The organism is Pseudomonas sp. NMI760_13 (assembly GCF_021283245.1).
In the GTDB taxonomy this organism is placed as follows: domain Bacteria; phylum Pseudomonadota; class Gammaproteobacteria; order Pseudomonadales; family Pseudomonadaceae; genus Aquipseudomonas; species Aquipseudomonas peradeniyensis.
In genome coordinates, this window is sequence record NZ_JAJSRC010000002.1 from 313739 (window position 1) to 328148 (window position 14410).

At 62.8% G+C, this 14410-nt stretch carries 10 protein-coding genes; 5 read left to right on the forward strand and 5 right to left on the reverse strand.

Translation table 11 applies throughout. From position 1 onward, the window contains the following. Positions 1-105: 105 nt before the first annotated feature. From ntrC to glnA, 3 genes are all read right to left on the reverse strand, one after another. Positions 106-1542, reverse strand: a complete 1437-nt coding sequence (ntrC, locus tag LU671_RS03270) for a nitrogen regulation protein NR(I) (RefSeq protein WP_232854939.1) — start codon at positions 1540-1542, stop codon at positions 106-108. Continuing rightward, the gene (gene glnL / locus LU671_RS03275) at positions 1539-2624 is read right to left on the reverse strand and encodes a nitrogen regulation protein NR(II) (protein WP_110735235.1); all 1086 of its coding nucleotides are present in this window, start codon (positions 2622-2624) and stop codon (positions 1539-1541) included. The genes ntrC and glnL overlap by 4 nt, the downstream gene beginning before the upstream one ends. A 394-nt stretch (positions 2625-3018) precedes the next feature. Beyond that, on the reverse strand, positions 3019-4425 hold the full coding sequence (glnA, locus tag LU671_RS03280) for a type I glutamate--ammonia ligase (RefSeq protein WP_203648383.1): 1407 nt from the start codon (positions 4423-4425) through the stop codon (positions 3019-3021). 491 nt (positions 4426-4916) lie between these two features. Between glnA and thiI the strand changes: the two genes are divergently transcribed. Both thiI and typA read left to right on the forward strand, forming a co-directional pair. Continuing rightward, complete coding sequence (gene thiI / locus LU671_RS03285; protein WP_203648381.1) at positions 4917-6371, forward strand: tRNA uracil 4-sulfurtransferase ThiI; 1455 nt, start codon at positions 4917-4919, stop codon at positions 6369-6371. Between the two features lie 127 nt (positions 6372-6498). Continuing rightward, positions 6499-8319, forward strand: a complete 1821-nt coding sequence (typA, locus tag LU671_RS03290; RefSeq protein WP_203648379.1) for a translational GTPase TypA — start codon at positions 6499-6501, stop codon at positions 8317-8319. Between the two features lie 204 nt (positions 8320-8523). Here typA and LU671_RS03295 read toward each other — a convergent pair whose 3' ends face one another. Continuing rightward, positions 8524-8928, reverse strand: coding sequence for a YkgJ family cysteine cluster protein (locus tag LU671_RS03295; RefSeq protein ID WP_203648377.1), 405 nt, complete (start codon positions 8926-8928; stop codon positions 8524-8526). A gap of 198 nt (positions 8929-9126) precedes the next feature. Between LU671_RS03295 and LU671_RS03300 the strand changes: the two genes are divergently transcribed. From LU671_RS03300 to LU671_RS03310, 3 genes are all read left to right on the forward strand, one after another. Further along, positions 9127-11592, forward strand: a complete 2466-nt coding sequence (locus tag LU671_RS03300; protein WP_232854940.1) for a glycogen/starch/alpha-glucan phosphorylase — start codon at positions 9127-9129, stop codon at positions 11590-11592. A gap of 244 nt (positions 11593-11836) precedes the next feature. Further along, complete coding sequence (locus LU671_RS03305; protein ID WP_203648374.1) at positions 11837-12847, forward strand: class 1 fructose-bisphosphatase; 1011 nt, start codon at positions 11837-11839, stop codon at positions 12845-12847. A 3-nt stretch (positions 12848-12850) separates the two neighbouring features. Further along, the gene (locus LU671_RS03310) at positions 12851-13447 is read left to right on the forward strand and encodes a DUF924 family protein (protein ID WP_203648373.1); all 597 of its coding nucleotides are present in this window, start codon (positions 12851-12853) and stop codon (positions 13445-13447) included. A 122-nt stretch (positions 13448-13569) separates the two neighbouring features. On the opposite strand, the gene LU671_RS29630 is transcribed toward LU671_RS03310, so the two are convergent. Next, positions 13570-14400: a methyl-accepting chemotaxis protein gene (locus tag LU671_RS29630; protein ID WP_442800014.1), complete on the reverse strand. Its 831-nt coding sequence runs from the start codon at positions 14398-14400 to the stop codon at positions 13570-13572. Between the last annotated feature and the right edge of the window lie 10 nt (positions 14401-14410).

A 14410-nucleotide genomic window follows, 5' to 3' on the forward strand; every position in this document is an offset into this window, starting at 1 on the left:
GCTTTTTTACAAATTAATCATAATATGAGAAAGGTTTCAGTTGGAATAACTATGTGAGCCTCATGAGGCCATGGTCGGCCTCATGGGTCATATTTTTTGACTGTCTCAGTGCTCGTCCCCTTCGTCCTCATCCCCCCCATCCACCTTCATCCCCAATTCCTTGATCTTGCGCGTCAAGGTATTGCGCCCCCACCCCAGCAACAACGCCGCATCACGACGACGCCCAGCCGTATGCTTGAGCGCGGTCTCGATCATGATCCGCTCGAAGCTGGGCACGGCGCTGTCGAGCAGGCTCGACTGGCCGCGGGCCAGGGCCTGGTCGGCCCACTGGCGCAGGGCCTGCTCCCAGTTGGTCACGGGTGCTGCGTCCTGGGGCAGGTTGAGCAACTCCGGCGGCAGGTCGCCGACCAGCACTTCGCGACTGGAAGCCATCACGGTGATCCAGCGGCAGGTGTTCTCCAGCTGGCGCACGTTGCCCGGCCACGGCAGGTTGCGGATGAACTCCTCGGTCTCGGGCTTGAGCAGCTTGGGCTCCACCGCCAGCTCCTGGGCAGCGCGGCCGAGGAAGTGGCGGGCCAGGGCCGGGATGTCCTCGCGCCGATCCGCCAGGCGCGGGATATGGATGCGGATCACGTTGAGGCGGTGGAACAGGTCTTCACGGAACTTGCCGGCCTGCACCAGCGACTCGAGGTTCTGGTGGGTGGCGGCGATGATGCGTACATCCACCTTCACCGGCACATGGCCACCGACCCGGTAGAACTCGCCGTCGGCCAGCACCCGCAGCAGGCGGGTCTGGGTGTCGGCGGGCATGTCGCCGATCTCGTCGAGGAACAGCGTGCCGCCGTCGGCCTGCTCGAAACGGCCGCGACGCAGGTTGGCGGCGCCGGTGAAGGCGCCTTTCTCATGGCCGAACAGCTCGGATTCCATCAGGTCCTTGGGGATCGCCGCCATGTTCAGGGCGATGAACGGCGACGCCGCACGCGGGCTGTGGCGGTGCAAGGCGTGGGCCACCAGCTCTTTACCCGTGCCGGACTCACCGTTGATCAGCACGGTGATATTGGAGTGGCTGAGGCGACCGATGGCGCGGAATACCTCCTGCATCGCCGGCGCCTCGCCGATGATCTCGGGCGTGCGGGCCAGCGCCTGGGGCACTTCCAGGGCTTGCTGCTCCTGGGCATGCTGGTTGGCGCGCTTGACCAGCGACACCGCCTCGTCGACATCGAACGGCTTGGGCAGGTACTCGAAGGCGCCGCCCTGGTACGAGGCCACGGCGCTGTCCAGGTCGGAGTGAGCGGTCATGATGATCACCGGCAACCCCGGGTGCTGCTCGCGGATCTGGGCCAGCAGGTCGAGGCCGCTGGCGCCCGGCATGCGGATGTCCGAGATGATCACGTCCGGCTGCTGGCGGGCCAGGCGGCCCATGACGCCGTCGGCGCTGTCGAAGCTCTGGGTGGTCATGCCTTCCTGCTGCAGGGCCTTTTCCAGGACCCAGCGGATGGAGCGATCATCATCGACGATCCAGACGGTTTCACTTCGGCTCATGGGGCGGTGGCTCCTTGTTCCAGGGGCAGGTAGATCGAGAAGGTGGTGTGGCCGGGGTGGCTCTCGCACTCGATCAGGCCCTGGTGCTGGCTGATGATGTTCTGGGTGATGGCCAGGCCCAGCCCGGTACCGTCCGGACGGCCGCTGACCATGGGATAGAAGAGGGTGTCCTGCAGTTCCGCTGGGATGCCGGGGCCGTTGTCGACGATCTCGATCCTGGCGACCAGGCGGTGGCGCACATGGCCGATGGTGAACTGGCGCACGGCGCGGCTGCGCAGGGTGATGCGGCCTAGGCGCAGTTCGTTCTGCCCGCCGATGGCCTGCATGGCGTTGCGCACGATGTTGAGCACGGCCTGGATCATCTGCTCACGGTCGATCAGCACGTCCGGCAGGCTCGGGTCATAGTCGCGCACCAAGGTGATGCAGCCCTGGCTCTCGGCCTCGACCAGGCTGCACACGCGCTCGAGCACTTCGTGGATGTTGGTCATGGCCAGCGACGGCAGCTTGTTCGAGCCGAGCATGCGGTCGACCAGGTTACGCAGGCGGTCGGCCTCCTCGATGATCACGTTGGTGTAGTCGCGCAGGCTTTCTTCCGGCAGTTCACGGGCCAGCAACTGGGCCGCGCCACGGATGCCGCCGAGAGGGTTCTTGATCTCGTGGGCCAGGCCGCGCACCAGCATCTTGGTGGTCTCCTGCTTGCTCAGCTGGGCCTCTTCCTTGGTGATGCGCAGCAGCCGGTCGCGAGGATGCACCTCCAGCAACAGCAGGGTCTGGCCCAGATGCAGGATGGGGGTGACGGCATAGTCGACGGTGATGGTCTGGCCGGTCAGCGAGGTCAGCTGCGCTTCACGCTTGGTGAACGGGTGCGCCTGCTCGACCGCCTGGCGCAGCGAATTGAGCGCCTCGGTCGATTCGGTGAACAGCTCGCTGATGAACTGCCCGTGGCTGCGCTGGCCGCTGACGGCCAGCAGCATCTCCGCCGCCGGGTTCATGTACTCCAGGCGCAGTTCGGCATTGAGCAGCAGCGTGGCCGTGGTCAGGTTGTCCAGGAGCAGACGGTGCTGTGCATCGCTGATGGTCATGGGGCGTCGTTGACCTCTTTTGGCACATGGGCTGGCGCGGGTGGTGCGCTTGGTACCGTGAAAATGCAAGAAACAAACCAAGGCTCCGAAAAGAAGCGAGAAACCCGGATAAACACCTGTTAATGCGCAAATTCGGAACAGAAAGTCCAGGTTAAACGTTTCACTTGAACCATATTGGGGTGCATCACGGGGCATGCCCGAAAATAGTGCACCAATATAGAGCATAGCCCGGAGGGTGAGGTTTTGATTTTGGCTGGGAGCCAATGGCCTCCGCGCGGGTGAGCCCGCTCCCACAGAGGGCGTGCGGTTTGCCCGCGAGGGATTCGATACGGAAATGAAAACGGCCTCCCGAGGGAGGCCGTCCTGATGTCATCGACGCGGGGCGCCGATCAGATCAGCAGCTGTAGTACAGCTCGTATTCCAGCGGGTGCACGAAGGTGCGGACCTTGATCTCTTCTTCGCTCTTCAGCTCGATGAAGGCATCGATGAAGTCGTCGGAGAACACGCCGCCCTTGGTCAGGAACGCACGGCCCTTGTCCAGCTCTTCCAGGGCTTCCTTCAGGCTGCCGCACACCTGCGGGATGTCCTTGGCCTCTTCAGGCGGCAGGTCGTACAGGTTCTTGTCGGCGGCATCGCCTGGGTGGATCTTGTTCTGGATGCCGTCCAGGCCGGCCATCAGCAAGGCCGCGAAGGCCAGGTACGGGTTGGCCGATGGGTCCGGGAAGCGTGCTTCGATACGGCGGGCTTTCGGGCTGCCGACGTAAGGAATACGGATCGAGGCGGAACGGTTGCGCGCCGAGTAGGCCAGCATCACCGGGGCTTCGAAACCTGGGACCAGACGCTTGTAGGAGTTGGTCGACGGGTTGGTGAAGCCGTTCAGGGCCTTGCCGTGCTTGATGATGCCGCCGATGAAGTACAGGGCGGTATCGGACAGGCCGGCATAGCCTTCGCCGGAGAAGGTGTTCTTGCCGTCTTTCCAGATCGACATGTGCACGTGCATGCCCGAGCCGTTGTCGCCGTACAGAGGCTTGGGCATGAAGGTGGCGGTACGGCCGTAAGCGTCGGCAACGTTGTGCACGACGTACTTCAGGGCCTGTACTTCGTCAGCTTTCTTCACCAGGGTGTTGAACTTGACGCCGATCTCGTTCTGGCCGGCGGTCGCCACTTCGTGGTGGTGGACTTCGACGGTCTGGCCCATTTCTTCCAGGGCGTTGCACATGGCGGTGCGGATTTCGTGGTCGTGGTCGAACGGCGGAACCGGGAAGTAACCGCCTTTCACGCCCGGACGGTGGCCTTTGTTGCCGCCTTCGACGTCAGCGCCGGTCATCCACGAGCCTTGCTCGGAGAAGATCTTGAACATCGAGCCGGAAATGTCCGACTGGAACTTCACTTCGTCGAAGATGAAGAACTCAGGCTCGGGGCCGGCGAACACGGTGTCACCGATGCCGGTGCTCTTCAGGTACTCTTCGGCGCGCTTGGCGATGCCGCGCGGGTCGCGATCGTAGCCCTGCATGCTCGACGGATCGACGATATCGCAGGTGATGATCAGGGTCGGCTCTTCGGTGAACGGGTCCAGCACGGCGGTGTCGTCGACCGGCATCAGGATCATGTCGGAGGCTTCGATGCCTTTCCAGCCAGCGATGGAGGAACCGTCGAACATCTTGCCGACTTCGAAGAAGTCTTCGTCCAGGCCATCGCGCGCCGGCATGGTCACGTGATGCTGAACGCCCTTGGTGTCCGTGAAACGCAGATCAATCCACTTGACGTCATGATCTTTGATGAGTTGAACCGACTTCGACATGTTGTCCTCCGGATGGTCTAGGGCGCAGTTGGCCGCTGCCCTGGAAAAAGGGTGTCGCTGGGCGCGGATAGTCGGCCAAGCGTACCTGCCTCACAAGGGAGCAAATTGCATGCCAGTGCCCAAAAATGGCGAGGGCGGGATGAAAGGGGGCGTTGGCGGGCATTTGCGAGGTTGTGGGATGGAAAGAATGCACCCTTAAAAGGCACTTTTTGAATGTTAAGCACTATTTTGGTGCGCGCCTGAGGCCTTGTGCTGCTTTCGGGGGCCCTTTCGCGGGCAAGCCCGCTCCCACAGGATCTTCACTGGCTTCAATGATTGTGCGATCCCTGTGGGAGCGGGTTTACCCGCGAAAGGGCCGGTACAGGTGCTGCACAAGCCCCCTGCTGCATTCATCGCAAAGCTTCTGATCAAAAGTTGCTCAAACCTTGAGCGATTTCCGCTATAATTCGCGCCCCCTATTTTCGGCAGGCCCTGCGCGCGCTGTTAAACCAATGAAACTTATCGTCAAAGTCTTCCCAGAGATCACCATCAAGAGCCGGCCGGTGCGCAAGCGCTTCATCCGCCAGCTCGCCAAGAACATCCGCAACGTGCTCAAGGATCTGGATCCCGAGCTCGCGGTTGATGGTGTCTGGGACAACCTCGAGGTGGTGACCCGCGTCGAGGACGAGAAGATCCAGCGCGAGATGATCGAGCGCCTGTCCTGCACCCCGGGTATCACCCACTTCCTGCAGGTCGAGGAATACCCGCTGGGCGACTTCGACGACATCGTCGCCAAGTGCAAGCACCACTTCGGCCACCTGCTGGCCGGCAAGTACTTCGCCGTGCGCTGCAAACGCGGTGGTCACCACGACTTCACCTCGATGGACGTCGACCGCTACGTCGGCAGCCAGCTGCGCCAGCAGTGCGGCGCCGCCGGCATCGAGCTGAAGAAGCCGGAGGTGCTGGTGCGCATCGAGATCCGCGACCAGCGCCTGTACGTGATCCACAACCAGCACAACGGCATCGGTGGTTATCCGCTGGGTGCCCTGGAGCAGACCCTGGTGCTGATGTCCGGTGGCTTCGACTCCACCGTGGCGGCCTATCAGATGATGCGCCGCGGCCTGATGACCCACTTCTGCTTCTTCAACCTCGGTGGCCGCGCCCACGAACTGGGTGTGATGGAAGTGGCCCATTTCCTGTGGAAGAAGTACGGCAGCAGCCAGCGCGTGCTGTTCATCAGCGTACCGTTCGAGGAAGTGGTCGGCGAAATCCTCAACAAGGTCGACAACAGCTACATGGGCGTCACGCTCAAGCGCATGATGCTGCGCGCGGCTGCGCGCATGGCCGACCGCCTGCAGATCGACGCCCTGGTGACCGGCGAGGCGATTTCCCAAGTGTCCAGCCAGACATTGCCGAACCTGTCGATCATCGACTCGGCCACTGACAAGCTGGTGCTGCGCCCGCTGCTGGCCAGCCACAAGCAGGACATCATCGACCAGGCTACCGAGATCGGCACCGCCGATTTCGCCAAGCACATGCCCGAGTACTGCGGCGTGATCTCGGTGAACCCGACCACCCATGCCAAGCGTCACCGCATGGAGCACGAAGAGAAGCAATTCGAGATGGAAGTGCTGGAGCGTGCCCTGGAGCGCGCCAGGTTCATTTCCATCGACCACGTGATCGATGAACTGGGCAAGGACATCGAAGTCGAGGAAGTGGCCGAGGCGCTGCCAGGCCAGATCGTCATCGACATTCGTCACCCTGATGCCCAGGAAGACGAACCCCTGGCGCTGGAAGGTATCGAAGTCCAAGCCATGCCGTTCTATGCGATCAACAGCAAGTTCAAGCATCTGGATCCCACGCGCCAGTACTTGCTGTATTGCGACAAGGGTGTGATGAGCCGTCTGCACGCACACCACCTGCTCAGTGAGGGACATGCCAATGTGCGTGTTTATCGTCCGACATAAGACGCCAGGGCTGTATGGCGGCAGCATCCGCCATCGCCCTCCCGACCGCCGGGCCCGCTGAGCCTTAAACAGTACATATTGGCCGCCTACACTGGCGGCAACCGAATCCTCTGATCGAGATACAGTTGTGATCGAAAATCTGCGTAACATCGCCATCATCGCCCACGTTGACCATGGTAAAACCACCCTGGTCGACAAACTCCTGCGCCAGTCCGGCACCCTGGAGCGTAACGAGCTCAACGACGAGCGCGTCATGGACTCCAACGACCAGGAAAAAGAGCGCGGCATTACCATTCTGGCGAAAAACACCGCCATCAACTGGAACGGCTACCACATCAACATCGTCGACACCCCCGGCCACGCCGACTTCGGTGGCGAGGTTGAGCGTGTAATGTCGATGGTCGACTCCGTGCTGCTGCTGGTCGACGCGCAAGACGGCCCGATGCCGCAAACCCGCTTCGTGACCAAGAAGGCCTTCGAAGCCGGCCTGAAGCCGATCGTCGTGATCAACAAGGTCGACCGTCCGGGCGCGCGTCCTGACTGGGTTCTGGACCAGATCTTCGACCTGTTCGACAACCTCGGCGCCACCGACGAACAGCTGGACTTCAAAGTCGTCTACGCCTCGGCCCTGAACGGCATCGCCGGCCTGGACCACACCGCCATGGGCGAAGACATGACCGCCCTGTACCAGTCGATCGTCGACAACGTACCGGCGCCGGATGTTGACCGTGAAGGCTCGTTCCAGATGCAGATCTCCGCACTGGACTACAACAGCTTCCTCGGCGTTATCGGTGTTGGCCGTATCGCCCGCGGTCGCGTCAAGCCGAACACCCCGGTTGTCGCCATCGACACCAACGGCAAGAAGCGTAACGGCCGTATCCTGAAACTGATGGGTCACCACGGTCTGCACCGTGTGGACGTCGAAGAAGCCCAGGCTGGCGACATCGTCTGCATCAGCGGTTTCGACGAGCTGTTCATCTCCGACACCCTGTGCGCCCCGGATGCGGTAGAAGCGATGAAGCCGCTGACCGTTGACGAGCCAACTGTTTCGATGACCTTCCAGGTCAACGACTCGCCGTTCTGCGGTAAAGAAGGCAAGTTCGTCACCAGCCGTAACATCAAGGACCGTCTGGACAAGGAGCTGCTGTACAACGTTGCCCTGCGCGTTCAGGAAACCGATTCCCCTGACAAGTTCAAGGTATCGGGCCGTGGCGAGCTGCACCTGTCGGTACTGATCGAAACCATGCGCCGTGAAGGCTTCGAGATGGCCGTAGGCCGTCCTGAAGTGATCATCCGCGAAGTCGACGGCGTCAAGCAGGAGCCGTTCGAGAACGTCACCATCGACATCCCTGAGGAATCCCAGGGCAAGGTCATGGAAGAGATGGGCCTGCGTAAAGGCGACCTGACCAACATGGTTCCGGATGGCAAGGGCCGTGTGCGCCTGGAATACAACATTCCAGCCCGTGGTCTGATCGGTTTCCGTAACCAGTTCCTGACCCTGACCAACGGTGCAGGCATCCTGACCTCGATCTTCGATCGCTACGACACCATGAAGTCGGGCCAGATGTCCGGCCGCCTGAACGGTGTCCTGGTTTCGGTCGAGACCGGCAAGGCCCTGACCTACTCGCTGGAAACCCTGCAGGCTCGCGGCAAGCTGTTCGTTGAGCACGGCCAGGAGATCTACAACGGTCAGATCATCGGCCTGAACAGCCGTGACAACGACCTGGGCGTGAACCCGACCAAAGGCAAGAAGCTCGACAACATGCGTGCTTCGGGCAAGGATGAAGTCATCGCCCTGGTTCCGCCGGTTCGCCACACCCTCGAGCAGGCCCTGGAATTCATCCAGGACGACGAGCTGTGCGAAGTCACGCCGAAGTCGATCCGTCTGCGCAAGAAGATCCTCGACGAAGGCGAGCGTACCCGCGCTGCCAAGAAAGCCAAGAACTGAGTCATTAGTTCAGGCTGAATGAAAACGCCCCCGGTCGAAAGGCCGGGGGCGTTTTTGTTTGTTTGCCTTCAGAATTCAGGGGCCGCTTTGCGGCCCTTTCGCGGCACAAGGCCGCTCCTACAGGAGATCGCGGTCCCCTGTAGGAGCGGCCTTGTGCCGCGATGGGCTGCAAAGCAGCCCCAGAATTTCAAAGGTAAAGCAGGATCAGCGGGTAGCCACCTTGGGCTTGTACGCACAATACCCCGGCCGCGGCCCGATCTTCGGGTGATTGCGGCAGGTGTCCGGGCGCTTGTCATAAATGGTGCACAGCCGGCTCTTGCGGTCCAGATACATGCAGTCGTCGTTGCTCATCCGGGTCAGGGTGAAGATCCCCGACTTCTGGTTGAAACGCTCGATGATGCCTTCCTTCTGCAGGCGTTTGGCCACGTTTTTCGGGGGTTCGTCTTTTTCGAACTCGTCCACCACGCCGATGCGGATCAGATCCTTGATCTTCACCTCCACCGGCAGGGTGCAGCAGGTCGAGTGGCAGCCACCGCACATGTGGCTGGCATAGCGCTGCCAGGTCTCCAGGCGGTCGACTTCGGCGGCGGCGATCAGGGTCGGTTTCATGGTTGCGGTTTTATTCTTGCAAGGAAAATCACGGTTTTGGGGCGCGCGATGATACCGGAGTTGTTCAATTTGTGAACAACCTTTTGCCGGTTTCGCCAGCGGTGGATGAAAACCGCGAACCGTCGCTGTCGCTCCGTGTCAGAGCGTCTAGGCTGAACAATCTCCCTGCGCTTTCGCCCATTTGCCCGAGGATGCCTCATGTCCCAGGAAACCGAAGCCCGTGACGAAAAGGACCATAGTGCAGAGGTGGCGGCCTTTCGCGCCGCCGTGCTGGCCAAGCTGACCTACGCGGTCGGCAAGGACCCGGAACACGCTTTCGACCACGACTGGTTCGAGGCCATCGCCCTGGCCGCCCGCGACCACATGGTCGATCACTGGATGGACCATACCCGGCGGGCCTACCGACGCAGCCAGAAGCGTGTCTATTACCTCTCCCTCGAATTCCTCATCGGCCGCTTGCTGTACGACAGCCTGAGCAACCTCGGCTACCTGGAGATCGCCCGTGAGGCGTTGCAGGGGTTGGACGTGGACCTTGAGCGCATCCGCCTGCTCGAGCCCGATGCGGCGCTTGGCAATGGCGGCCTCGGGCGCCTGGCGGCGTGCTTCATGGAGAGCATGTCGACTTTGGGCATCGCCGCCCATGGTTACGGCATCCGCTACGAGCATGGCCTGTTCCGCCAGGCGGTAGTCGATGGCTGGCAGCAGGAGCAGACCGAGAACTGGCTGGATTTCGGCAACCCCTGGGAGTTCGAGCGCGCCGAGGTGATCTATCCGATCAGCTTCGGCGGCAGTGTCGAAACCGTGCACGAGGGCAATGGGCAGCAGCGCCAGGTCTGGTGGCCGGGCGAGACGGTGCGGGCGGTGGCCTACGACACACCGGTGGTCGGTTGGCGCGGCGCCAGCGTCAACACCCTGCGCCTATGGAGGGCCCGGGCGTTGGAAGAACTGCACCTGGAGCGCTTCAACGCCGGCGACCACCTGGGCGCAGTGGCCGAGGTGGCCCGCGCCGAGAGCATCTCGCGGGTGCTGTACCCGGCCGACAGCACCGAGGCCGGCCAGGAGCTACGCCTGCGCCAGGAATACTTCTTCGTCTCGGCCTCGCTGCAGGACCTGTTGCGCCGCCACCTGAACATGCATAAAGACCTGCTCAACCTGCCGGATGCCGCAGCGATCCAGCTCAACGACACCCACCCGTCGATCGCCGTGGCCGAGTTGATGCGCCTGTTGGTGGACCAGCACGAAATCCCCTGGGACAAAGCCTGGGAGCTGACCGTCGGAACCCTGGCCTACACCAACCACACCCTACTGCCCGAGGCCCTGGAAACCTGGCCGGTGGCGCTGATGGAGCGCATGCTGCCGCGGCATATGCAGATCATCTACCTGATCAACGCCTACCATATCGATGCCTTGCGGGCCAAAGGCCTGCACGACTTCGATGTGCTGCGCGCGGTGTCGCTGATCGAGGAGGACAACGGTCGCCGGGTACGCATGGGCAACCTGGCGTTTCTCGGCTCGCACAGCGTCAACGGCGTGTCGGCGCTGCACAGCAAACTGATGAAGAGCACGGTGTTCGCCGAACTGCACAAGCTTTACCCGCAACGGATCAACAACAAGACCAACGGCATCACCTTCCGTCGCTGGCTGTACCAGTCCAACCCGCAGCTCACGGCGATGCTGATCGAGGCGTTGGGCCCGCAGGTGCTGGACGACCCGGAAGGCAAGCTCAAGGGGCTGGCGCCTTTTGCCGACAAGGCCACCTTCCGCAAGCAATTCGCCGCCCAGCGCCTGCACAGCAAGCGCGCATTGGCCAGCATCATTCAGGACCGGCTGGGGGTGACAGTCAATCCGCAGGCGCTGTTCGACGTCCAGGTCAAGCGCATCCACGAGTACAAGCGCCAGCTGCTCAACCTGTTGCATACGGTGGCGCTGTACCAGGCGATGCGCAATGACCCCGGGACCGACTGGGTACCGCGGGTGAAGATCTTCGCCGGCAAGGCGGCGGCCAGCTACCACCAGGCCAAGCTGATCATCAAGCTGGCCAACGACATCGCCCGGGTGGTCAACAACGACCCCACGGTGCGTGGCCAGCTCAAGGTGGTGTTCCTGCCCAACTACAACGTCAGCCTGGCCGAGAGCATCATCCCGGCGGCGGACCTGTCCGAGCAGATCTCCACCGCCGGCTACGAGGCGTCCGGTACCAGCAACATGAAGTTCGGCCTCAATGGCGCGCTGACCATCGGCACCCTGGATGGCGCCAATGTCGAGATGTGCGAGCAGGTGGGCGCCGAAAACATGTTCATCTTCGGCCTGACCGCCCAGCAGGTGGAGGCGCGCAAGCGCAGCGGCGATTTCGGCGCCGCCGCGGCGATTGCCGCCTCCCATCGGTTGGGCGATGTGCTGCAGGCGATCCGCAGCGGCGTGTTTTCGCCGGACGACCCGGCGCGCTACGCCGGGCTGGTGGACGGGCTGATCGCCTATGACCGCTTCCTGGTATGCGCCGACTTCGATGCCTACTGGGACGCCCAGCGGCGGGTCGAGGAGCTGTGGCACGCGCCGCAGGACTGGTGGCGCATGGCAGTGCTGAACACGGCGCGGATGGGCTGGTTCTCGTCGGACCGGACCATTCGTGAGTATGCGACCGAGATCTGGAAGGCGCTGGATTGAGGTGAGGCCATTCGCGGGTAAACCCGCTCCCACAGGGACCTCACAGGTTTCAAAGCCTGCGCAGTACCTGTGGGAGCGGGTTCACCCGCGAATGAGGCAGATGCCGACTATCGGCCTGGCGCGGGCTGAACTACCGACCTAATGTGCCGTCTGACAGCCCAGGCAAGTCTCTTTGCTCGCTAGCCCGCAACTCTCCCTGTAAACTGCGGGGGTTTTTCTCCCCCTATTCCTTTCGGAGCCATACATGTCCCGCGTTACCCTGAGTCGCTATCTGATTGAGCAGACCCGCAGCAACAATACCCCTGCCGATCTGCGCTTCCTGATCGAAGTGGTGGCGCGTGCGTGCAAGGAGATCAGCCACCACGTGTCCAAGGGCGCCCTGGGCGGCGTGCTGGGCAGCATGGGCACCGAAAACGTGCAGGGCGAAGTGCAGAAGAAGCTCGACGTGATCTCCAACGACATCCTGCTCGAGGCCAACGAGTGGGGCGGCCACCTGGCCGGCATGGCGTCCGAGGAAATGGACAACGCCTACCAGATCCCGGGCAAATACCCGAAAGGCGCCTACCTGCTGGTCTTCGACCCGCTGGACGGCTCGTCGAACATCGACGTCAACGTTTCGGTCGGCACCATCTTCTCGGTACTGCGTTGCCCTAACCAGTACCTGAGCCAGAACGAAAGCCTGAACGAAGAAGCGTTCCTGCAGCCAGGCACCGAGCAGGTCGCCGCCGGTTACGCCATCTACGGCCCGCAGACCATGCTGATCCTGACCCTGGGCAACGGCGTCAAGGGCTTCACCCTGGACCGCGAGCTGGGCAGCTTCGTCCTGACCCACGAGAACATCCGCGTGCCGGAAACCACCGCCGAGTTCGCCATCAACATGTCCAACCAGCGTCACTGGGAAGCCCCGGTGCAGCGCTACGTGGGCGAGCTGCTGGCCGGCGAGACCGGTCCGCTGAAGAAGAACTACAACATGCGCTGGATCGCCTCGATGGTGGCCGACGTGCACCGCATCCTGACCCGTGGCGGTCTGTTCATGTACCCGCGCGACGCCCGTGAGCCGAGCAAGCCGGGCAAGCTGCGCCTGATGTACGAAGCCAACCCGATGTCCTTCATCATCGAACAGGCTGGCGGCGCCTCCACCAACGGTTACGAGCGCATCCTCGACATCAAGCCGGAGAGCCTGCACCAGCGCGTGTCGGTGATCCTCGGCTCGAAGGAAGAGGTCGAGCGCGTCACCGCCTACCACAAGGAGTAAGTCATGCTCGCACCTTGGCAGCCGTTGCTGGAGTGGTGGTTCGGTTGGGGCAGCAGTGCCCAGGCCGTGGCTGACGAGAAGAACACGCTGTGGTTCGGCAAGCACCATGACGCCGAAGCCCAGGCCCAGTTCGGCCATCTGGTCGAGCAGGCCCTCTCGGGCGGGCTCGACGAGTGGCAGCAGAGCCCGCAGGGCTGGCTTGGCCTGCTGATCCTGCTGGATCAGCTGCCGCGCATGATCCACCGCGACACGCCGCGCGCCTTCGAGGGCGACCGGCGGGCGCAGGTGGTGGCGATGCAGGGCCTGCAAAAGGGCTGGGACTACCAGTTGCTGCCGATCCAGCGGGTGTTCGTGCTGCTGGTGCTGGAGCACGCCGAGGTGCTGGACTGGCAGAACCTGTGTGTCGAGCGTTACCAGATGCTGCTGGATGAACAGCCCGAGGCCAACCGCCGGTTGTTCGAAGGCTTCCTCGACTATGCCGAGCAGCACCAGCGGGTGATTGCCAGGTTCGGGCGCTTCCCGCACCGCAACCTGGTGCTGGAGCGGCCGAGTACCAGCGAGGAGATGGATTTCTTGCTGGAGCCTGGGTCCCGCTTCTGAATAGCCGGGCCTGCTGCGCAGGCCTTTCGCGGCACAAGGCCGCTCCTACAGGGAATCGCATCCCCCTGTAGGAGCGGCCTTGTGCCGCGATGGGCCGCAAAGCGGCCCCCAGGGCCTTCGAATCAGATCCTGAAACTCCCCACCAGATGCTTCAACCGCTCGACCTGATGCTCAAGGTCGGTGCAGGCACGCAACGTGCTCTGCAGGTTGTGCACCCCTTCCTGATTCAGCGTATTGATCTCGTTGATGTCGACATTGATCGACTCGACCACGGCCGTCTGCTCCTCGGTGGCGGTGGCCACCGACTGGTTCATGCCGTCGATCTCGCCGATGCGCTGGGTAACGCTGCCCAGGCGCTCGCCGGCCTGGTTGGCGATGCCCACGCTGCGATCGCTGTGCTGCTGGCTCTGGTTCATGGTGCTGACCGCCACCTGGGCGCCGGCCTGCAGCTCCTCGATCAGGCGCTGCACCTGCTGCGCCGAGTCCTGGGTACGGTGGGCCAGGTTGCGCACCTCGTCCGCGACCACCGCGAAGCCGCGCCCGGCCTCGCCGGCACGGGCGGCCTCGATGGCGGCGTTGAGCGCCAGCAGGTTGGTCTGCTGCGAGATGCCGCTGATCACATCGAGGATCTGGCCGATGTTCGCCGTGTGGTTGTTCAGCGTCTCGATATTGCCGCTGGCGTCGCTGATGCGCGCCGACAGCTGGTTCATCACGTCGATGGTCTCGCCGACCACCTGCTGGCCTTCCTCGGCCAGGCCGCGGGCGGCGCTGGAGTGCTGCGAGGCGAGGGCGGCGTTCTGGGCGATTTCCTGGGCGGCGGCACCCAGCTGGTTGATCGCCGCGGCCACGCTGCTGGTGCGGCTCGATTGCTGGTCGGCATTGTGGATCGAGGCGTTGGAGGCGTTGACCACCTGGCCGGCCACGGCATTCACCTGGCCGGTGGCCGAGGCCACTTCACGGATC

What these genes read in the sequence shown, in the direction of transcription:
- ntrC (WP_232854939.1), bottom strand. Translation starts at nt 1,542, where the DNA reads ATGAGCCGAAGTGAAACCGTCTGGATCGTCGATGATGATCGCTCCATC.
- LU671_RS03310 (WP_203648373.1), top strand. Translation starts at nt 12,851, where the DNA reads ATGCTCGCACCTTGGCAGCCGTTGCTGGAGTGGTGGTTCGGTTGGGGC.
- thiI (WP_203648381.1), top strand. Translation starts at nt 4,917, where the DNA reads ATGAAACTTATCGTCAAAGTCTTCCCAGAGATCACCATCAAGAGCCGG.
- glnA (WP_203648383.1), bottom strand. Translation starts at nt 4,425, where the DNA reads ATGTCGAAGTCGGTTCAACTCATCAAAGATCATGACGTCAAGTGGATT.
- LU671_RS03305 (WP_203648374.1), top strand. Translation starts at nt 11,837, where the DNA reads ATGTCCCGCGTTACCCTGAGTCGCTATCTGATTGAGCAGACCCGCAGC.
- LU671_RS03295 (WP_203648377.1), bottom strand. Translation starts at nt 8,928, where the DNA reads ATGAAACCGACCCTGATCGCCGCCGCCGAAGTCGACCGCCTGGAGACC.
- glnL (WP_110735235.1), bottom strand. Translation starts at nt 2,624, where the DNA reads ATGACCATCAGCGATGCACAGCACCGTCTGCTCCTGGACAACCTGACC.
- LU671_RS03300 (WP_232854940.1), top strand. Translation starts at nt 9,127, where the DNA reads ATGTCCCAGGAAACCGAAGCCCGTGACGAAAAGGACCATAGTGCAGAG.